The 18,496-nt window shown below is 64.0% G+C and carries 21 protein-coding genes; 10 read left to right on the plus strand and 11 right to left on the minus strand.

The window, feature by feature from the left end; all coding sequences use genetic code 11:
• Positions 1-274 precede the first annotated feature (274 nt).
• Positions 275-1,288 (minus strand): UDP-glucose 4-epimerase GalE, encoded by a 1,014-nt coding sequence (gene galE, locus V9L17_RS06970; protein ID WP_337350917.1) that lies wholly within the window; start codon positions 1,286-1,288, stop codon positions 275-277.
• Between the two features lie 123 nt (positions 1,289-1,411).
• Between galE and V9L17_RS06975 the strand changes: the two genes are divergently transcribed.
• Together V9L17_RS06975 and V9L17_RS06980 are read left to right on the plus strand one after the other, a co-directional pair.
• A complete protein-coding gene (locus V9L17_RS06975; RefSeq protein ID WP_337345683.1) occupies positions 1,412-2,056 on the plus strand; it encodes a TetR/AcrR family transcriptional regulator in 645 nt (214 codons plus the stop codon).
• Between the two features lie 68 nt (positions 2,057-2,124).
• The gene (locus V9L17_RS06980) at positions 2,125-2,736 is read left to right on the plus strand and encodes a hypothetical protein (protein WP_337345684.1); all 612 of its coding nucleotides are present in this window, start codon (positions 2,125-2,127) and stop codon (positions 2,734-2,736) included.
• Positions 2,737-2,771: 35 nt separating this feature from the next.
• Here the strand turns inward: V9L17_RS06980 and V9L17_RS06985 are convergent, their stop codons facing one another.
• On the minus strand, positions 2,772-3,623 hold the full coding sequence (locus V9L17_RS06985; protein WP_337345685.1) for a hypothetical protein: 852 nt from the start codon (positions 3,621-3,623) through the stop codon (positions 2,772-2,774).
• Positions 3,624-3,643: 20 nt separating this feature from the next.
• Positions 3,644-4,696, minus strand: coding sequence for a 2,3,4,5-tetrahydropyridine-2,6-dicarboxylate N-succinyltransferase (gene dapD, locus V9L17_RS06990; RefSeq protein ID WP_337350918.1), 1,053 nt, complete (start codon positions 4,694-4,696; stop codon positions 3,644-3,646).
• A gap of 50 nt (positions 4,697-4,746) precedes the next feature.
• Here dapD and dapE point away from each other — a divergent pair, with 50 nt between their 5' ends.
• On the plus strand, positions 4,747-5,883 hold the full coding sequence (gene dapE / locus V9L17_RS06995) for a succinyl-diaminopimelate desuccinylase (protein ID WP_337350919.1): 1,137 nt from the start codon (positions 4,747-4,749) through the stop codon (positions 5,881-5,883).
• 67 nt (positions 5,884-5,950) lie between these two features.
• On the opposite strand, the gene V9L17_RS07000 is transcribed toward dapE, so the two are convergent.
• The 4 genes from V9L17_RS07000 to V9L17_RS07015 form a co-directional block, all read right to left on the minus strand.
• Positions 5,951-6,808 carry an amino acid ABC transporter permease gene (locus tag V9L17_RS07000; protein WP_337345688.1) on the minus strand — a complete coding sequence of 286 codons (858 nt, stop codon included), beginning with the start codon at positions 6,806-6,808 and terminating at the stop codon, positions 5,951-5,953.
• Positions 6,805-7,455 carry an amino acid ABC transporter permease gene (locus tag V9L17_RS07005; RefSeq protein WP_337345689.1) on the minus strand — a complete coding sequence of 217 codons (651 nt, stop codon included), beginning with the start codon at positions 7,453-7,455 and terminating at the stop codon, positions 6,805-6,807. The genes V9L17_RS07000 and V9L17_RS07005 overlap by 4 nt, the downstream gene beginning before the upstream one ends.
• 99 nt (positions 7,456-7,554) lie before the next feature.
• The gene (locus tag V9L17_RS07010) at positions 7,555-8,442 is read right to left on the minus strand and encodes a glutamate ABC transporter substrate-binding protein (protein ID WP_337345690.1); all 888 of its coding nucleotides are present in this window, start codon (positions 8,440-8,442) and stop codon (positions 7,555-7,557) included.
• A 73-nt stretch (positions 8,443-8,515) separates the two neighbouring features.
• The gene (locus V9L17_RS07015; RefSeq protein WP_337345691.1) at positions 8,516-9,271 is read right to left on the minus strand and encodes an amino acid ABC transporter ATP-binding protein; all 756 of its coding nucleotides are present in this window, start codon (positions 9,269-9,271) and stop codon (positions 8,516-8,518) included.
• Positions 9,272-9,387: 116 nt separating this feature from the next.
• Between V9L17_RS07015 and V9L17_RS07020 the strand changes: the two genes are divergently transcribed.
• From V9L17_RS07020 to V9L17_RS07035, 4 genes are all read left to right on the plus strand, one after another.
• Positions 9,388-10,170: a TIGR00730 family Rossman fold protein gene (locus V9L17_RS07020; RefSeq protein WP_337345692.1), complete on the plus strand. Its 783-nt coding sequence runs from the start codon at positions 9,388-9,390 to the stop codon at positions 10,168-10,170.
• A 32-nt stretch (positions 10,171-10,202) separates the two neighbouring features.
• Positions 10,203-10,667: a DivIVA domain-containing protein gene (locus V9L17_RS07025; RefSeq protein ID WP_337350920.1), complete on the plus strand. Its 465-nt coding sequence runs from the start codon at positions 10,203-10,205 to the stop codon at positions 10,665-10,667.
• Positions 10,664-11,914 carry a hypothetical protein gene (locus V9L17_RS07030; protein WP_443198014.1) on the plus strand — a complete coding sequence of 417 codons (1,251 nt, stop codon included), beginning with the start codon at positions 10,664-10,666 and terminating at the stop codon, positions 11,912-11,914. Before V9L17_RS07025 ends, V9L17_RS07030 begins: the two co-directional genes overlap by 4 nt.
• Positions 11,915-12,148: 234 nt before the next feature.
• A complete protein-coding gene (locus V9L17_RS07035; protein WP_009357720.1) occupies positions 12,149-12,316 on the plus strand; it encodes a DUF3117 domain-containing protein in 168 nt (55 codons plus the stop codon).
• Positions 12,317-12,408: 92 nt separating this feature from the next.
• On the opposite strand, the gene V9L17_RS07040 is transcribed toward V9L17_RS07035, so the two are convergent.
• A complete protein-coding gene (locus tag V9L17_RS07040; protein WP_337350921.1) occupies positions 12,409-13,041 on the minus strand; it encodes an O-methyltransferase in 633 nt (210 codons plus the stop codon).
• Between the two features lie 231 nt (positions 13,042-13,272).
• Between V9L17_RS07040 and sigE the strand changes: the two genes are divergently transcribed.
• The 3 genes from sigE to V9L17_RS07055 all read left to right on the plus strand — a co-directional run bounded on the left by sigE (position 13,273) and on the right by V9L17_RS07055 (position 15,227).
• On the plus strand, positions 13,273-13,890 hold the full coding sequence (gene sigE / locus V9L17_RS07045; protein ID WP_337350922.1) for an RNA polymerase sigma factor SigE: 618 nt from the start codon (positions 13,273-13,275) through the stop codon (positions 13,888-13,890).
• An 8-nt stretch (positions 13,891-13,898) separates the two neighbouring features.
• On the plus strand, positions 13,899-14,747 hold the full coding sequence (locus V9L17_RS07050) for an anti-sigma factor (protein ID WP_337350923.1): 849 nt from the start codon (positions 13,899-13,901) through the stop codon (positions 14,745-14,747).
• 69 nt (positions 14,748-14,816) lie between these two features.
• The gene (locus tag V9L17_RS07055) at positions 14,817-15,227 is read left to right on the plus strand and encodes a Sec-independent protein translocase TatB (protein ID WP_337345697.1); all 411 of its coding nucleotides are present in this window, start codon (positions 14,817-14,819) and stop codon (positions 15,225-15,227) included.
• Between the two features lie 55 nt (positions 15,228-15,282).
• On the opposite strand, the gene V9L17_RS07060 is transcribed toward V9L17_RS07055, so the two are convergent.
• From V9L17_RS07060 to V9L17_RS07070, 3 genes are read right to left on the minus strand one after another with little or no spacing between them, the layout of a single operon-like run.
• Positions 15,283-16,410 (minus strand): Mrp/NBP35 family ATP-binding protein, encoded by a 1,128-nt coding sequence (locus tag V9L17_RS07060; RefSeq protein ID WP_337350924.1) that lies wholly within the window; start codon positions 16,408-16,410, stop codon positions 15,283-15,285.
• An 8-nt stretch (positions 16,411-16,418) separates the two neighbouring features.
• A complete protein-coding gene (locus tag V9L17_RS07065; RefSeq protein WP_337350925.1) occupies positions 16,419-17,171 on the minus strand; it encodes a DUF1003 domain-containing protein in 753 nt (250 codons plus the stop codon).
• Entirely contained in the window at positions 17,155-18,438 is a 1,284-nt protein-coding gene (locus V9L17_RS07070) for a magnesium transporter MgtE N-terminal domain-containing protein (protein ID WP_131131437.1), read from the minus strand. Before V9L17_RS07070 ends, V9L17_RS07065 begins: the two co-directional genes overlap by 17 nt.
• Between the last annotated feature and the right edge of the window lie 58 nt (positions 18,439-18,496).

The following is an 18,496-nucleotide window of genomic DNA, read 5'->3' on the forward strand; positions in this document are numbered from 1 at the left end:
GGTTTACAGGGGCGCGCCGGCGCGCTTTCACCGGGCCCGCGGCCCCCCCGGCCCCCTACCCACACCCGCCGGCGGCCGCCCCCCTCCCCCCGGGGGGCGGCCGCCGTCGTTCATGACCCAAAGGCTACCCTTCTCAGCCTTTCCCGCAGCCAGATTGCGTGGCTTTTGAGCGGCCGGCGAAACGGAAAGCCCGGAATTCCGCTGAACCGAATTTTCGGGTCAGCTAAGAGTCACGCATTTGCGCTGCCCGTGGCCGCTTTTTGTACCTTAGATGCTAGGAGTTGTAACCCTGGGGGTTGTTTTTCTGCCAGCGCCAGTGGTCCTCGCACATCTGGTCGACAGTTTTGGTGGTGGACCAGCTGAGGTCGGCCAGGGCTGAGTGGGGGTCGGCCCAGAACGCTGGGAGGTCGCCGGCCCGGCGGCCGGTGATCTCGTAGGGGATGGGCTGGCCCACGGCTTTTTCGAAGGAGCGCAGGACTTCCAGGACGGAGGAGCCCTTGCCGGAGCCGAGGTTCCAGCGGAACACTCCGGCGCGGTCCGCGACGTGGTTCAGCGCAGCGACGTGGCCTTCGGCGAGGTCGACGACGTGGATGTAGTCCCGCAGGCAGGTTCCGTCGGGAGTGTCGTAGTCGCCGCCGAAGACCATGAGCTTGTCGCGGCGCCCCACGGCTACCTGGGCGATGAACGGAACCAGGTTGTTGGGGATGCCCTGGGGGTCCTCGCCGATGCGGCCGGAGGGGTGTGCGCCGACGGGGTTGAAGTAGCGAAGCAGGGCGATGTGCCAGCGGGGATCGGCGTCGCCGAGGTCAGAGAGGATGTCCTCGATCTGTTCCTTGGTCCGGCCGTAGGGGTTGTTGGCGCCGATTTCCATTTTCTCGACGTAGGGGATGGGGTTGTGTTCGCCGTACACGGTGGCCGAGGAGCTGAAAACGAGCGAGCGGACGTCGTGGCGGTCCATGACCCGGATGAGGTTCAGGGTGCCCACGAGGTTGTTGTAGTAGTACTTGAGGGGTTCGCGGACTGATTCCCCTACCGCTTTCAGGCCGGCGAAGTGGATGACGGCGTCAATCCCGCCCTTGGCGAACACTCCTTCGACGGCTGCCTCGTCCACCAGATCCACGTTATGGAATTCGGCCGTTTTTCCGCTGAGCTCTGCAACCCTGCGCAGGGACTCCTCGCTGGAGTTAGCCAGGTTGTCGATCACCACTACGTCATGGCCGGCTTCCTGCAGGGATAAAACAGTGTGGGAGCCGATGTACCCGGTGCCACCAGTGACCAGAATTTTCATGCCTCAACGCTATCCCACTTCATGCCCCGTGCGCCCGGTCATTCCGGATGCCGGTCATGGACCGGTCCGGAAGTAGCGCAGCGGGATTACGCCTATAAAGCACAACTGTGTTAAAAAAGAGGAGTGCCTAAAATCGTGGACGCCGAAGCCCGGCGTGGGGAAGTTGTCGACGCCGTTTTCCGGATCATTGCCGTAGATGGCCTGGAGCGCGCGTCGCTCCGCGAGGTCGCCGATGAGGCCGGGCTCGCCGTCGGCTCTGTCCGGCACTATTTTGCGAGCAGCGAGGAACTGCTGGGCTACTCGTTTGCCGCCGTCATTGACCGGATCATCTTCCGTGTCTCCCGTGCGCTGGACACGGTGGAACAACACACAGCTGGCACGGTGGAACACCACGAGGCCGTATTAACACTGCTGTGTGAACTGTTGCCGCTGGACGAAGAGCGTGCCGTGGATGCCTGCGTCTGGATGGCTTTCAAGAACGCAGCCCGCATCCGGCCTTTCCTGGCTGCCGAGGCCGACCGGAGCCACCGCGGGGTGGCTGCCGTGGTGGGCCGGCTGGTCACGGACCTCGTGCCGGATGATGGCAACGGGCAGCAGTCACTGGTCATCGAAGCCGAAAGGCTCCTTGCCACCATTGACGGCCTGTGCATGCACGCGCTGCTGCAGCCCGAGTGGATGACCGCACAGATGTGCCGGGACGTCCTGGAGCGCCATATCGCGGGCATGTCCGCTGGTCAGGCCGTTAACGTCAGGCAGCTTCGGGAATAGACTGGGAGCCGGGGGAAGCAGATCCGGAACACAAAGCCGGTACAGCGCACGCCACGGGAGGAATAGGGATGCATCACACAGGCGGTTCCGGCTGGCAGATAACCATGGATACGTCAGGTCCCATGATGATCGCCCTGTACGTGCGAGATGCCGCCGGACTGGACGGGGCCGGCCGTCCCGCCCTGTCCCATGCCGCCCCGAAGATCCGCCATGCGGACCACTCCCATCTCACTGCCGAAGTGGGTGGGCTTAGTGCACTCAAGACGGAGTGGGAAGCCTGGTGGGACCAGTTGCTCAAGTCCTATCCCCAGATGTCGCCGGAGCTGACGCCGCCCACCTTTGAGGCCTTCGGCAACTCCCCGGCGCTGCAGCGTGTCCTGCAGGCGCACTTCGGGGCCGCCCTGACGTGGGCACGGGAGCGCCGCAGCGAATATGCCGAGTTGGAGGCGGAAAGGGTGGCCAGCGGCTCCGACCAGTTGCTCGATGACATGGTCGATGACCGCCTCATGGAAATTGGCAGGGGTTCCCGGGACTTCAACCTGACCATTATTGAACTGCCCCTGAACGAGCAACGGGCGTGGTACCTGGAACCGGACAAGATCATCATGAGCCACGAGCTGATGTCCCAGCCCGAGCTCTTCCGCAGTTACGTCCAGCCAGTCGTGGAAATGCTCGTCTGAGCACGTCCTGCTAAAACCTCGGCCGCCGGAGGAGCTTAGCTGTCGATGGGAGGCGAGACGGTTATCCGTACCTGGCTGTCGGCGGCATCGGAGACCTGCCATCCGTCGTCTCCGCGGCTCCAGCTTCGCCCGGCAACCTCCACATTGATGACTGCAAGGCCCTTGGCGTTGGCAACAGCCCAATGGGCCACCGACCACGCCCGGGCGCCGCTTGCCTCAATGGTCAGCGTTTGCGCCTCCGCCGTGGTGTCCAGGGCGCCATAAGCCTGGGACAACTCGGCGGCCACTCGGGCGGGGTCGCCCGGAGCGTCAGGGGAGCGCAGCGTGCAGTTCACCGCTTCCGGCGACTGGCCCGTCAGTCCGGAGGCGAAGTACCGGCCCATTTCCTCGTGCTGGGCATATGCGTCGGGGTATGCGGAGCGTTGCACCCGTTGGGCGGCGTCGGTGATTTCCAGGGATTCGTAGCCCGGTACCTTGACCAGTGCGTCGTAGAACGCGTTGGCCGCGTAGTAGGGGTCCATGATCTGTGCCTCCGTCCCCCATCCCTGGGACGGTCTCTGCTGGAACAGCCCCCGCGAATCCGGACCGGCCTGGTCACCGTGGCCGATGTTGCGCAGTTTGGATTCCTGCATGGCAGTGGCCAGGGCGATGCTTGCGGCGCGCGGCGGAAGCCCGCGCTGGACCGCGACGGCGGTGATCAGGGACGCGTTGACCGCCTGGTCAGTAGCCAGTTCCGCCGTCTGGGAGCCAACCACGGCTGTGCAGCGCTCTGAGACCAGGGTCTCGGAGCGCTGCAGAAACGAAACAGCCGTGTAAACCCCGCCTCCTACCAGTGCCAGAGTGAGGAGCAGCACCACAGGTCGCCGGAGGCCACGTTTACGTGCCACTGAAGGATGAGGTGCGGGGCTCAGTTGGCGTGCAGGGCGTTGTTGAGTTCCACGGTCTGGCCCTTGCGGGGGAGGACCTCCACAGCGCCTGTGGTGGAGTTGCGCCGGAACAGGAGGTTGGGAACACCGGACAACTCAACGGCCTTGACCACTTTCGTGGTGTCCTCGCCGTCGGCGTCCTTCGGGCCGATCACGCGAACGCGCGTGCCGGCAGTGACATAGAGGCCGGCTTCCACCACAGAGTCATCACCGATGCTGATTCCGACGCCGGAGTTGGCGCCCAGCAGCACGCGCTCGCCAATGGCGATCTTTTCCTTGCCGCCGCCGGACAGGGTGCCCATGATGGACGCGCCGCCTCCGACGTCGCTGCCGTCACCGGCGACTACACCGGCGGAGATCCGGCCTTCCACCATCGAGGTCCCCAGCGTGCCGGCGTTGAAGTTCACAAAGCCCTCGTGCATCACCGTGGTTCCTTCGGCGAGGTGGGCACCGAGGCGGACGCGGTCGGCGTCGGCGATCCTGACTCCGGTGGGTACCACGTAGTCCACCATGCGCGGGAATTTGTCGACGCCGAAAACGGTGACGGCGCCGCGCTTGCGCAGCTTGGCGCGGGTCAGTTCGAAGCCTTCCACGGCGGCGGGGCCGAAATTGGTCCAGACGACGTTGGGGAGTTTGCCGAACACGCCGTCAAGGTTGATGGTGTTGGGCTTCACCAGGCGGTGCGACAGCAGGTGCAGGCGCAGGTACGCGTCAGCTGTGTCTGCCGGTGCCTCATCCAGGTTTATCTGGACGAAAACCACTTTCTGCTCGGTTCCACGGTCGGCGTCGGCCCCGTTCTTCGCGATTTCAGTCAGGGTGGGGTCAGCGTTTTCGACTGCCCGCAGGCTCTCCGCGGCCACGCCAAGGGCGGGGGCCGGGAACCAGACATCCAGGACGGTGGCGTTGGCATTTTCCACGCCGTTTTCGTCACCAGGGGCGGTGGCGATGGTGGCGACTCCGAAGCCATAGGCGGAGCGGGCATCAACAGTTGCGTTCTGGTTTTCGGGCACGGCAGAAGTAGCGGTCTCAGTCATGGGCCCAGTCTATCGAGAGCCGGACCCCGGGTTCGAACTAGACTGGCTTCGTGACTGCCGAAACTGCTCCTGACGCTTCCATCCTGCCGCTCGACGTCCACCAGGACGTTGCCCTCCTCACCGCCGCCATCATGGACATCAACAGTGTCTCCGGCAACGAGACGGAGTTGGCCGACGCCGTTGAGGCCGCCCTGCGAGCCATCCCGGAACTGCACGTGGTGCGCGACGGCGACTCCTTGATTGCACGCACGGAATTGGGTCGGCCGGAACGGGTCATCCTTGCCGGTCACCTGGACACCGTTCCGCTGCCAACCACCGAGGGCGCGCGTGGCACTGTCCCGTCGAGCTGGGAGTCCGGTATTCCGGGCGAAGGGGTCCTCTATGGACGCGGAGCCACGGACATGAAGGGCGGCGTTGCGGTCCAGCTGGCCCTGGCAGCCACCATGTTCGACGGCGGCGCGGTACCCAGTCGCGATGTCACCTTTGTCTTCTACGACCACGAGGAAGTGGAAGCGGTCAAGAGCGGGCTGGGCCGCTTGGTCCGCAATTACGGCGGGCTCCTGGGTGGCGATTTTGCCATCCTCCTGGAGCCAACCCACGGAACGGTGGAGGGCGGGTGCAACGGGACCAGCCGTTTTGAGGCCACCACGGTGGGGGAGGCAGCGCATTCCGCCCGCGCCTGGATGGGCAAGAACGCCATCCACGCCGTGGCCCCGATCCTGGCCAGGCTGGCTGCCTACGAACCGCAGACCGTCAACGTTGATGGACTGGACTACCGGGAGAGCCTCAACGCCGTGAAGATCAACGGCGGCATGGCAGGCAATGTCATTCCGGACCGCTGCGTGGTGGAGATCAACTACCGCTTCGCCCCTGACAAGACGCCTGACCAGGCGGAGGCCCACGTGCGCGAACTGCTCGAAGGCTTCGACGTCGTGCGCACCGATGCTGCCGCGGGCGCGCGTCCCGGCCTGAATCATCCCGCTGCCGCGTCCTTCGTAGCCGCCGTCGGGGCCGAGCCGAAACCCAAATACGGGTGGACCGACGTCGCACGCTTCAGCGAACTCGGCATCCCGGCCGTGAACTTCGGGCCGGGTGACCCGCTGCTGGCGCACAAGGACAACGAACACGTTGACGCGGACGCCATCCGCGAATGCCTGCGCGCACTGCGGAGCTGGCTGGCGGCCTAGTCCGCAATGCAGAAAGGGTCCGCAGCCAGCTGGCTGCGGACCCTTTCTGCACGCTGGAGGAAGCAGCCTACTTGGGTTCGCGTACCTCGGGAAGTTCCGGGGCGACGACGGCGGTTGGCGCCTTGGCCACGCCACCCGCGGCTTTCTTGGAACCACGGCGCTCGATCCAGACCGCGATCCGGGACACGCAGATGTTGATCGCGATGTAGATGGCGGCAGCTACGAAGAAGATCGGGAACAGGAACGCGTTGCCAAGGAAGTCTGCCATGACCTGGACTGCGCGCAGGAGCTCGCCGTAGGCCACAATGTAGCCAAGCGACGTGTCCTTCAGGAGTACTACCAGTTGGGCCACCAGAGATGGCATCATCCGGCGGACAGCCTGTGGCAGTTCGATCAGCATGCGGGACTGGAAGCTGGTGAGCCCGATGGTCAGGCCCGCCTCCCTCTGGCCCTTGGGCAGCGACTGAATACCGGCCCGGATGATTTCACCGAAGATCGCGGCGTTGTACAGGACAAGCCCGGCAATCACGGCAACGAAGGAGCTTGTGCCGAAAACCAGCAGCACGAAGAGCATCATGAGGACAACGGGCATGCCGCGCAGGAACTCAAGGACTATCCGCGTGGGTATCCGGATCCAGTCAACGAGTGAGATCCGGAGCAGGCAAAGCATCAGCCCGAGCGGAAACGCGATCACTGCGGCGATCGCAGCGGCACTGAGCGTGGCCCCGATGCCGCTTGCGAGCAGTGTCCAGACGTCGGCGCGGGTGAAGATCGCCCAGCGCCGTCCTTCAAAGATGCCCTGCTGGGTGAGGGTCATGACAATCCATGCGAGCAGGCCAAGGATGAGGACGGTTCCAATGACGGAACCGATCAGGGAGACCCGGCGTGCCTTGGGGCCGGGAACGTCGTAGAGAACTGATGTCATCGGGCAATCGCCACCTTTCGTTCCACCGTGCTGGCCAGGATGCCCAGCGGAACGGTGAGGAGCAGATAGAAGAACGCCACGCCGAGAAGCACGGCCATGACCTGGTCGCCGTTGGCGTTAGCCATCTGGCGGCCGTAGCCGAAAAGTTCGAGTACAAAGAACGCGCCGGCGACCGAGGAGTTCTTCACGAGGGCAATCAGGATGTTGATCAGCGGCGGGATCACCGTCCGAAGGGCCTGCGGCAGGATGATGAAAGAGAGCACCTGCCCGAACTTCATGCCGATACTGCGCGCGGCCTCTGCCTGGCCGACCGGCACACTGTTGACGCCGGAGCGCACGGCTTCGGCGATGAAAGCCGCAGTGTAGGCGCTGAGGGCGATGATAGCGGCGACTTCGAACTGCTGGAAGGTCACCCCGAGCCGCGGCAGGACTACTGCGGCGAAAAAGAAGGCAATGGTCAGCGGCGTGTTCCGGAGGACCTCCACGTACACGGTGCTGAAGCCGCGCAACGCCGCAACGGGGGAGACCCGGGCGGCAGCCAGGAGGGTTCCGACTATCAGGGCGATGATCCCGGAGACGACAGACAGGAAAAGAGTGCGGAGAAGGCCTTCCCAATACAGGGGGAGGTTTTCAATGATGACTTCCATAGGATCCTTCGGCTCTGGGCGTAGGCGGTCGAAAAAAGAGGTGGCGGCTTCCGGGGGATCAGCTGTGCAATAACATCCCCCGGAAACCGCCGCTGTTACCTAGTAACGGTCGAGGGCGGGAAGTTCAGGAGCGGTCTTGATGACCGAACCCGCGGTTGCTTCCCAGGCCTTCTTGTAGGATCCGTCTTCCTCGAAGGCTTCCAGCTGGTCGTTGATCCAGTTGCGGAACTCGGTGTCATCCTTCTTCAGGCCGATGCCGTAAGGCTCCTTGGTGAAGGTTTCGTCGGAGGCGAGCTTGAAGGCATCCGGCTCCTTGTCCACGAAGCCGGCCAGGATCACGTTGTCCGTGGTGATGGCTTCAACCTGCTTGTTGCGGAGCGGTTCCAGGCAGTCTGAATACTTGCCGGCCGGGGCGAGTATCGCTCCATACTTGTCCACAATGGTGGCGGCAGGGGTGGAGCCGGTCACGGAGCAGACCTTCTTGCCCTTGACGTCTTCCGGCTTCTTGATGGAGTCGTTGTCCTTGTTGACCATCAGTGCCTGGCCGGCCTCATAGTACGGACCCGCGAAGCTGACGACCTCTTTGCGCTTGGCGTTGATGGTGTAGGTGGCGATGACAATGTCCACCCTGCCCTGTTCAATGAAGGGCTCCCGGTTGGCCGACTGTGTCTCGGACCATTCGATCTTGTCTGCGGGAATGCCGAGCTTGGCTGCGATCAGCTTGCCAATCTCGACGTCGAAGCCGACGGGCTTGCCGTCCAGGCCCACCTGGCCGAAGAGCGGCTGGTCGTACTTTGTACCAATTTTGATGGTGCCGGCCGAGGCCAGCTTCTCCATGGTGGTGCCAGCAGCGAATGTGGGCTTCTCGGCAACGGTGGGATCGGCGGTGGTGCCGGGCGTGGTTCCGCCGCAGGCGCTCAGGGACAACGCCAAGGCTGCGGTAGCCGCCACGAAGAACGACTTCCGGCGGGTCATAAATGCCTTCATGACATTCCTTTCATTGGTCGGCCGCGGGTCACGGCCTGGGTGCGAACTGGAGTGTGTGCGTTCGATGGTTGAATCAGTGGGTAAGCAGCTTGGACAGGAAGTCCTTTGCGCGGTCGCTCTGGGGGTTGGTGAAGAACTCTTCCGGCTTGGCGTCCTCCACGATCTGGCCGTCAGCCATAAAGACCACGCGGTCCGCGGCCTTCCGGGCGAAGCCCATCTCGTGGGTCACCACCACCATGGTCATGCCTTCCTTGGCCAGCTGGATCATGACATCCAGGACCTCGTTGATCATCTCGGGGTCAAGCGCCGAGGTGGGCTCGTCGAAGAGCATGACCTTCGGTTTCATGGCCAGGGCGCGGGCGATTGCTACACGCTGCTGCTGGCCGCCGGAAAGCTGCGCCGGCAGCTTGGGAGCCTGGTGTCCCACGCCTACCCGCTCCAGCAATGCCATGGCTTCCTTGTCGGCCTGGGCCTTGGCGACGCCCTTGACCTTGATGGGACCAAGGGTGACGTTCTCAAGGATGGTTTTGTGCGCGAACAGGTTGAAGGACTGGAAGACCATCCCGACGTCGGCGCGGAGCTGGGCGAGTTCCTTCCCCTCCTCCGGCAGCACTTTTCCATCAATGCTGATCGTGCCGCCCTCGATTGTTTCGAGGCGGTTGATGGCACGGCACAGCGTGGACTTGCCGGAGCCGGAGGGCCCAATGACAACAACCACTTCGCCCTTGCGGACATGGAGGTTGATGTCTTTGAGAACGTGCAGCTGACCGTAATGCTTATTCACACCATTCAGGGAGACGAGCGCATCGCCGGGCACATGAGTAGTCATAGGAAGAATCTAGCGAACAAAGACCTCTTATGACGGGAATCACGCCAAGTTCGTGCGGATCGTGATTCAAGAGATACCTGCCGCTGGTGTGCCCGCCGTGGCGCTAGCCTTGTGTGATGAGCATCAACGCAGATCCGGCCAAAACTTCCCAGCCGCGCCGTAAGGGGCCCCTTGAACTCCGCCGCAAACAGGCGGCCGTGGAAATGTCTGATCAGCATTTGCTTGACACCAAGGGTGCCGGGCAGTTCGTCCACACCGATCCGTGGCGTGTGATGAGGATTCAAAGCGAGTTCGTTGAAGGCTTCGGGGCCTTGGCAGACCTGGGCCCGGCGGTCAGCGTTTTCGGTTCCGCCCGGACCAAGCCGGGGAGCCCTTACTACGAGATGGGCGTGGAAGTGGGCCGGAAACTCGCGGAGGCGGGCGTGGCTGTGATTACCGGAGGCGGTCCCGGTTCCATGGAAGCCGCCAACCGGGGGACCGTTGAGGGAAACGGAGTGTCGGTGGGATTGGGTATCGAACTTCCCTTTGAACAGGGCCTCAACCAATGGGTGGACCTCGGCATCAACTTCCGGTACTTCTTTGCGCGCAAGACGATGTTCGTGAAGTATGCCCAGGGCTTCATTGTCCTTCCAGGCGGGCTGGGGACGCTGGACGAATTGTTCGAAGCAATGGTGCTGGTCCAGACGCGGAAGGTCACCTCCTTCCCCATTGTCTTGCTCGGTGTCGACTTCTGGGGTCCGATGATCGAGTGGATCAAGGGCACACTGGTGGCCGAGGGCATGGTTTCCGAGAAGGACCTGGACCTGATCCAGGTTGTTGACGATGCCGCCGACGCCGTGGACCGAGTGCTCCACGGCACTGTCCAGGTACCGTCCAACGGCGAGCAGCGGCCCGAATAGCAGGTTGTCCGCGATCTGGCACGATTGATGCTGTGAGCTTCTTCCTGGTTTTCCTGGCCATCGTGCTGGTTGGCGCCGTCGTGGGGGCCGGTGCCGGCGGCCCTTCCAGCATCTTCCGGCGCGGCCGCCCGGGCGCCGTGCGGGAAAGCGGACTCCTCGACACCGGCTTCGAGCAGCCCGTGGCAAACCTTCCGCCAGTCCTGCTACCCGCCGATGCGGCGCCGGCCGACGTCGACCGCGTCCGCTTTTCCCTGGGCCTGCGCGGTTACCGCATGGACCAGGTGGACCAGGTGCTTGATGAGCTTCGCGACCAGCTCGCCGCCAAGCGCGGGGAAGTGGAGCAACTGACTGCGCGGCTTGTTGAGGCACAGCGTGTGATTCAGAACCCGGCGGACACGGACCTGGAACCGCAACAGGCAGCGGAACCGACACCGCAACAGGGACCGGAACAGGCACCGCCGGGCCCGGGCCGGAGCCCGGCGGAGGACGGGGCTTGAGCACGGACACTGGAAGCAGGCAGGGCTTCGCCTCCTCGATCAGCGCACTGGCGACACGGGCCGGAGGAGCAGTCCGGCACTGGCCGTGGTGGCTTCAGGTTTCAGCCCTCTACGTGGCGGCCAGGCTGGTCAGCGCAGGTATCTTCGTGGCTGCAGCCCGGCACCAGGGAACAAATCCCTGGTTCCCTGCCAAGCCGGACTACTGGAACTTCATCAATATCTGGGACGCGCGGTGGTACGGCGAGGTCATCAGCAACGGCTACCCGGCGGTCCTCCCCGTTGACGCGGCCGGCAATGTCCAGGAAAACGCCTGGGCGTTCTACCCGCTTTTCCCTTTCCTCGGCGGGGCACTTTCAGCGCTGACCGGCATCGCGCCGGAAGCGTCGCTGGCACTCATCGCGATGTTCTCAGGGTTGATGGCAGCCCTGGTCCTCTACAGCCTGTTTCGCCACCGGGTGACGCACGGCACAGCCATTTGGGCAGTGGCGTTCTTCGCGACCTTCCCCGTTTCCGGGATACTCCAGGTGCCCTATGCCGAGCCATTGACCATCCTCCTTCTGGTTGCGGCGCTGCTGCTGCTGGTAAGGCGGCAGTACTACCTCGCGATGCCCGTGGTGCTGCTCATGAGCCTCTCCCGGCCGGTGGGGGTGCCATTTGCCGCCATGGTTGGAGTGCTGTTTATCTGCCGGCTGGTGCAACGAGGCCGTGGTGAACAGGACTCCCAGGTGCACAGCCGGCGGGAGCTGGGCGCCCTGGCTGGCCTGACCGCCGTCAGCGGAGCCGCCGCTCTCATCTGGCCTGCCGCCGCCTGGGCCGCTACCGGTGATATCGAGGCGTACACCAGGACGGAGACGGTCTGGCGGGGTCACGACCTCGTGCCGTTCAAGCCATGGTTCGACACAGGCATCCAGCTCTTTGGGCCAGTACTGGGCGTGGTTGCGCCGTTCGTTTTTGCCGGGCTGTTCACGCTGATGCTCTTCAGCCCTCCGGTACTGAAACTCGGTGTTGAACTCCGTTTGTGGTGCGCCTGCTACATGGGATACCTGTTGCTGTTCCTGCATCCCCAGACCAGCACGTTCAGGATGCTGCTTCCGCTTTTTCCGCTGGCCCTCGCTGCAGCGGTGTTGTCCCGCTCCAAGGCCTACCGCGGCACAGTGATCGTGATGTTTGTTATTTTGCAGATCGTCTGGATTGTCTGGCTGTGGGCCTGGGCCCAACTGCCCGGAGGCGGCGACTATCCGCCGTGATTGCCCGCCCTGCCTCGGCGGCGGAGTGCAGGAAAGCGACGCGGCCGGAAATGTCCATCGATTAGCTACGTGCGGGTAATTACGGGATAATAGTAAGTAAGCAAGGACAAAAGCATTCAGAATATGTTCAGCCATGGCGGTGCCCACGCGTGCCGCCATAGCGGCTTGATTGACCATGCGGACACAGCCCGTCCGGGCTGATATGTCCTGGACTAATTGGAGGGGAAATTCCTCATGGCGGCTATGAAACCACGCACCGGCGACGGCCCTATGGAAGTCACCAAGGAGGGCCGCAGCCTGATTATGCGTGTGCCGCTCGAAGGTGGCGGACGGCTTGTTGTTGAACTCAATGCAGCGGAAGCGGCAAACCTTAAGGAATGCCTCGTAGGCGTTACCGAATAATCTCGCTGGGCCAGGGTCCGCAGCCTTAGGGCGGCGGGCCCTGGCCTTTTTCCTGGCCGGGGCTATTCCCGGGCGTGGCTATTCTTGGCCGCCTATTTCTTGACCGCGACCAAAAGGCCGTCGCCGGTAGGAAGCATGCTGGAGGCGAGCCGCTCGTCGTCGCGGATGGTTTTGCCCACCTGGCGGAGCACAACCGTGGTGGCATCCCTGTTGGCAGGGTTGGCCACCCGATCTTTGTCCAGGGCGTCGTTGATGATCAGCAGCCCCCTGGACTTCAGCAGGCGGACAGCCTGTTCCACGTAACCCGGCAGGCCCGGCTTGTCGGCGTCGATGAAGACGAGGTCGTAGGCGGAGTCGGTGAGCCGCGGCAGGACGTCACCGGCACGTCCGGAGATAGTGCGCGTGCGGTTGGCAGGGCTGCCTGCCTCCGAGAACGCCTCCCGTGCCGCTTTCAGGTGTTCAACGTCCACATCAATGGTGGTCAGCACGGACTGGGGCCCCAGGCCGCGCAGGAGGCAGACACCGGAAACTCCTGCTCCAGTACCGATTTCGACGGCGGTCTGCGCCTTGGAGGACGCTGCCAGGACCGTCAGGACGGCGCCTACGCCGCGTCCGATCGGGGTCACTCCCAGCTCAAAGGAGCGTTCGCGTGCACGAAGCATGACTTCATCCTCTGCGGGCAGATCTTCTGCATAGGACCAGCTCGTGGACTTGTCGGCGCTCATGGGTGATTTCGCTTTCTGGGCGGCAGGGGAGTGTTGAATACAGCCTACTGTGTCTTAAGGCACGGACGCCGGATCCCGGGGGTTGCGCCTTTGGCAGAAGTGGCTTGCCAATCAGGAAATTCCCAGCCAACTTTGAAATGATGGAGATCCGCTCATCCATACGGTGATCGGCGCCGAACCAGAGATGTCAACAGTATCCGGGCGTTAGCTTATCCACGAGGGGAGTGGACGATGTCAGCATCAGTTGTGGCACCTGTCCCTGCATCACAAGATCCTGCGGTCGAATGGGTCAGGCCAACCTGGGAAGAAGTGGTTGCCAACCATTCCGCGAAAGTCTATCGGCTGGCCTACCGCCTGACCGGAAACAAGTTCGACGCCGAAGACCTCACCCAGGAGGTCTTTGTCCGGGTCTTCAGGTCACTGGAAAACTTCAAACCTGGCACGTTGGACGGCTGGCTGCACCGCATCACCACCAACCTCTTCCTGGATCAGGCACGGCGGAAGAGCCGCATCCGTTTTGACGCGCTGGCGGAGGACGCCGAATCCCGGATCCCGGGCCGCGAACCGGGGCCGGAGCAGAGCTTCGAACTGAACAACCTGGACCTCGACGTGCAGGCCGCACTGGAGGAGCTTCCGCCGGACTTCCGCGCGGCAGTTGTGCTGTGCGACCTCGAGGGCCTGTCCTACGACGAAGTTGCAGCGGCGCTTGGCGTCAAGCTGGGGACCGTGCGTTCGCGCATCCACCGCGGCCGGACCATGCTGCGTGAGAAGCTCGCGCACCGGGACCCACGGCCGCAGCACTCGCGCAAGCCGAAGCTTTCGATGCCACGCATCGCCAGCATTCTCTGATCGGCCTCATGACTCCCGACAACCCGCTGTTCCGCAGGCATCCCCGGACCGACAGCCACCTTAAGAGCTGCCCGGAGTGCGCCTCGGCCATGCGTCGCGAACGCCAGTACATCGAAAGACTGCGGGAAGCGTCCATCCCGCCTGCCAGCCAGGATCTCACGGCCCGCCTGCTGCAGCAGACGCATGTCCTTGCCATGGCCTCCTGCGAGCCGTCACGCAGTCCGCACCGCGGAGCGAAGATCCTGGCCTTCGCAGCCGGCGGAACGGCGGCGGCTGCCGGGGTCCTTGCCGCAAGCGCTTTCGCCCTGGCCGGCGACCCGTTGCCGATGGCTGCCAGTTCGGCCGCTGGCAGCTTTGTACAGCAGCCCGCCAAGGTGCCCGCCGACGGCCGGGAGCTGAGCGCCGGACAACTTGCAGGACTGCGCCTGGAAGGCTGGGTGTGTCCTGAGCTGGAGTCTTTGGGCTTTCACGTTCTTTCTGCCAGGGCAACCACCCTGGACGGTCGCCCGGCCGTCGAGATGAAGCTCTCAGATGGCCGGTACTATGCCAAGGTCGTCGAGCAGCATGACGTCCGCACGCCTGCAGGGGACAGTGACGTGTCCATCTTGAGCTCCGTACCCGGGGCGGCGGTCCTCCAGTCCGGAGCAAACACGCTCACGTACGAATCCGACCTGCCGGCGGACCGGGCGGACGACGCCCTCCCTGTCCTTCAGCGGCTCACCGCCCTCGCCGCGACCGGTATCAGCGCGGGCGTTGCGCCAGAGGGGACGGCGTCCGTCAGTCCTCCTGCAGCGGAGCCCCTGAGTGAACGACTGCAGCGTGGCCTGCACAAAATTGTCCGGATTCTGACGCCTTAAAACTGGCTGTTGCCGCCGGTCGTAAGCGGGAATCGTCAGCATGACCCCGGAGAGGGTAATCTTCCTAAAGTGTTTGGAATCAACGGCCCGGAGTTCTTCCTTCTGCTGATCATCGGCATTCTGGTGATCGGTCCCAAGCGGCTGCCCGAATATACCCAGAAACTTGCGAATCTGGTGAAGGAAGTCCGCCGCATGGCCTCCGGCGCCCGCGAGCAGATCAAAGAGGAGGTGGGGATCGACATCGACGAGGTCGACTGGAAGAAATACGATCCCCGCCAGTACGATCCCCGGCGCATCATCAAGGAAGCGCTTCTTGACGACGACTCCAAACCGGTCAGCGCAGGTGCGCCAGCGGTGGCAGCCGTGGCCGGCGCCGCAGCCGTCACTGCCGGCGCGACTACGACGGCCCCGCGCCCTGAACGGGTTATCCAGCAGCTGCCAGCCGGTGAAGCAGCGCCCTTCGACACCGAAGCAACCTAGGAACTGCACGGGGAGGGCGCCGGGAGGGTCCCGCCGATCCGCCAGCCCATGGCAGTCAGCGCGGCTGCAGCCCCAGCTTGATCTCCGTCAGCCCGCGCGGTTTCGCCGACAGCTTGCCGGCAATCTCAACAAGCGCCTTAGCGGCCGGTGTCTCCGGTTGCCCCAGCACGATCGGCGAACCGGCGTCCCCGCCTTCCCGCAGGAGGATGTCCAGCGGAATATGGCCCAGCAACGGTACCTCTGAACCCACTGTTGCCGTGAGCCGCTCGGCGAGGACCTCCCCGCCGCCGCTTCCGAACAAATCCATCCTGCCGCCGTCGGGCATCTCAAGGTAGGACATGTTCTCGATGACTCCAGCCAACGACTGCCCCGTCTGGGTGGCGATGGCGCCTGCCCGCTCGGCGACATCCGCCGCAGCGGCCTGGGGCGTGGTGACCACCAGGATTTCCGCCTTGGGCAGCAGTTGGGCTACAGAGATGGCGATGTCGCCAGTACCTGGGGGGAGGTCAAGGAAGAGTATGTCGAGGTCACCAAAGTAGACATCGGTGAGGAACTGCTCCAAGGCGCGATGCAGCATGGGACCGCGCCAGGCCACAGGCTGGTTCGCCGTGACGAACATCCCGATGGAGATGACCTTTACGCCGTACGCGACCGGTGGCAGGATCATGTCGTCCACCCGCGTCGGGGCCTGCGTGATGCCCATCAGTGCCGGAACCGAGAAGCCGTAGACGTCGGCGTCCACGATCCCTACCCTGAGTCCCTGCGCGGCCAGGGCGCAGGCCAGGTTAACGGTGACGGAAGACTTCCCCACGCCGCCCTTGCCGCTGGCCACGGCGAAGACTTTGGTCAGCGAACCGGGCTGGTTGAAGGGGATGCCGCGCTGGCCGCCGGCGCCGCGCAGCTGTTCCTTCAGGGCGTCGCGCTGGGCCTGGTTCATGACCTTCAGTTCAACCTCGACGGCGGTGACCCCGGGAACCGCGGAAAGCGCCTTGTCGGCGTCGGACGAAATGGTGTCGCGGAGGGGACAACCGGCGATGGTGAGCAGCACGGCAAGCCGAACACGGCCGTCGTCGGAAATCTCCACCGAGTCCACCATGCCTAGCTCCGTGATGGGGCGGCGGAGTTCAGGGTCGATGACGGTGGCCAGGGCAGTATTAACCGCCTGGTGCAGGGATTCAGACATGCAGGCGTTTACTCGGCTTCCGGGGTTGTAAAGGTTTCGGGGGGCGCCGGCTGCGGCGTTACGGCGGGTTGCTGGGCGGCGTGACTGGGCTTGACCCGGGGGATCTGCTGCGTGCGGGGGCTCCGCTGCCGATCCCGTTTCTCCTTCAGCTTCTCCTTGACCTTGTCCCGCGGCGATTCGTGGCTGCCGGCCCCGGAGGGGTCGTGGGTCCGCAGTTCCTCCTGGGCCTCCAGCATGTCCTCCAGCAACGAACGCAGCTCCGCGCGGACGTAGTCGCGCGTGGCCACCTCGCGAAGGGCGATCCGCAGCGAGGCGAGCTCACGGGTCAAGTATTCGGTATCGGACAGGTTGCGTTCAGCGCGCTGGCGGTCCTGCTGCAGCGAGACGCGGTCGCGGTCATCCTGCCGGTTCTGGGCCAGCAGCAGCAAGGGTGCAGCATAGGACGCCTGCAGCGAAAGCATCAGCGTCAGCAAGGTGTAGCCGAGGGCGCGGGAGTCGAATTGCCACTCCAGCGGTGCCCAGGTGTTCCAGACCAGCCAGATGACGACGAAGACTGTCATGTAGACCAGGAACTGGGGCGTACCCATGAACCGGGCAAAACCTTCGGTTGCGTGGCCGAAAGCGTCCGGATCGGGGGAGAACTTGGGCAGGATCCGCTTGCGGCCGCTCAGGGGTGTGTCGAGGCTTCCTTTGTTTGCTGCCTTCCCTGTGCCGCGCTGGCCGGGATTCTTGGGAGCGGTATTGTCAGCCAATGCGGCCACCGAGCCTTCTTATCGGGGCTTCGCCATCATGGGCGCGCCAATCATCCGGTAACAGATGATCCAAAACGTCATCAACAGTCACCGCCCCCACGAGCCGGCCGTCATCATTGACCACGGGCAGGGAGTTCAGGTTGTAGGTAGCGAGCGTCCTGGCGACTTCGCTGATGTGGGCCTGGTCCGACAACGGCTCCAGGTTTTTGTCCACGAGGTTCCCCAAGGGCTCGAAGGGTGGGAATCGCAGGAGCTGCTGGATGTGCACGACGCCCAGGAACCGGCCGGTCGGAGTCTCGAGCGGTGGCCTGGCGATGAAGATGGACGAAGCCAGGGCGGGCGAGAGTTCCTCGCGCCGGACGTGGGCCAGGGCTTCGGCGACGGTCGCCTCCGGGGGAAGGATCACCGGCACAGGCGTCATCAGGCCGCCAGCGGTATCCTCGTCATATTCGAGCAGGCGGCGGACGTCTTCGGCGCCTTCGGGCTCCATCAGCTGCAGCAGTTCTTCGGCCTGGGCGGTGGGCAGTTCGCCGAGGAGGTCGGCGGCGTCGTCGGGGTCCATTTCTTCGAGGACGTCAGCGGCGCGCTGGACATCAAGGGCCGAAAGGATCTCCACCTGGTCATCCTCCGGGAGCTCCTGCAGGACGTCGGCGAGACGTTCGTCCTGGAGTTCACTGGCTACCTCGAAGCGGCGCTTATCGCTCATTTCCTGCAGCGCCTCGGCGAAGTCAGCGGGCTTAAGGTCTTCATGGTTTGCTACGAACTGCGTTGCGGCCTGGGGCTCGGTGCGGGCACCCTGGAGGGCGTCGGCCCAGTCGATGATCATGGTCTCGTTGCGGCGCAGGCGGCTCAGGGGCGAGAGGGAATGGCCGCGGCGGACAAACAGCTTGCTGACGAACCAGTCCCGGGAACGGTGCTGGTCCATGGCGATGTCCTCGATGGTGGCGTCACCGCTGCCATCCCTGAGCGTTACCCGGCGGTCAAACATCTCCGCCACTACCAGTGTCTCGGCGCCGCGCTGCTCAAATCGCCTGAGGTTGACCAGGCCGGTGCAGATGATCTGGGTCTGGTCGATCGAGGTGATGCGCGTCATCGGCACAAAAACGCGTTTCTTACCCGGAACTTCGACGACGATGCCTACCACGTGGGGGGCGCCCCGGCTTCCGCGCGAGAGCACCACAACATCGCGCAACCGGCCCAGACGGTCGCCCAGCGGGTCGAAGACGTCAAGACCCAGAAGGCGCGCAACGAAGACGCGCGAAAGATTTGTGCTCACGTCTACAGGCTACCGAGTCTGCTCTCTTTTAGCTGAATTTACAGGCGGCACACATGCT

It is taken from the genome of Pseudarthrobacter sp. CCNWLW207, assembly GCF_037203945.1.
GTDB lineage: Bacteria > Actinomycetota > Actinomycetes > Actinomycetales > Micrococcaceae > Arthrobacter.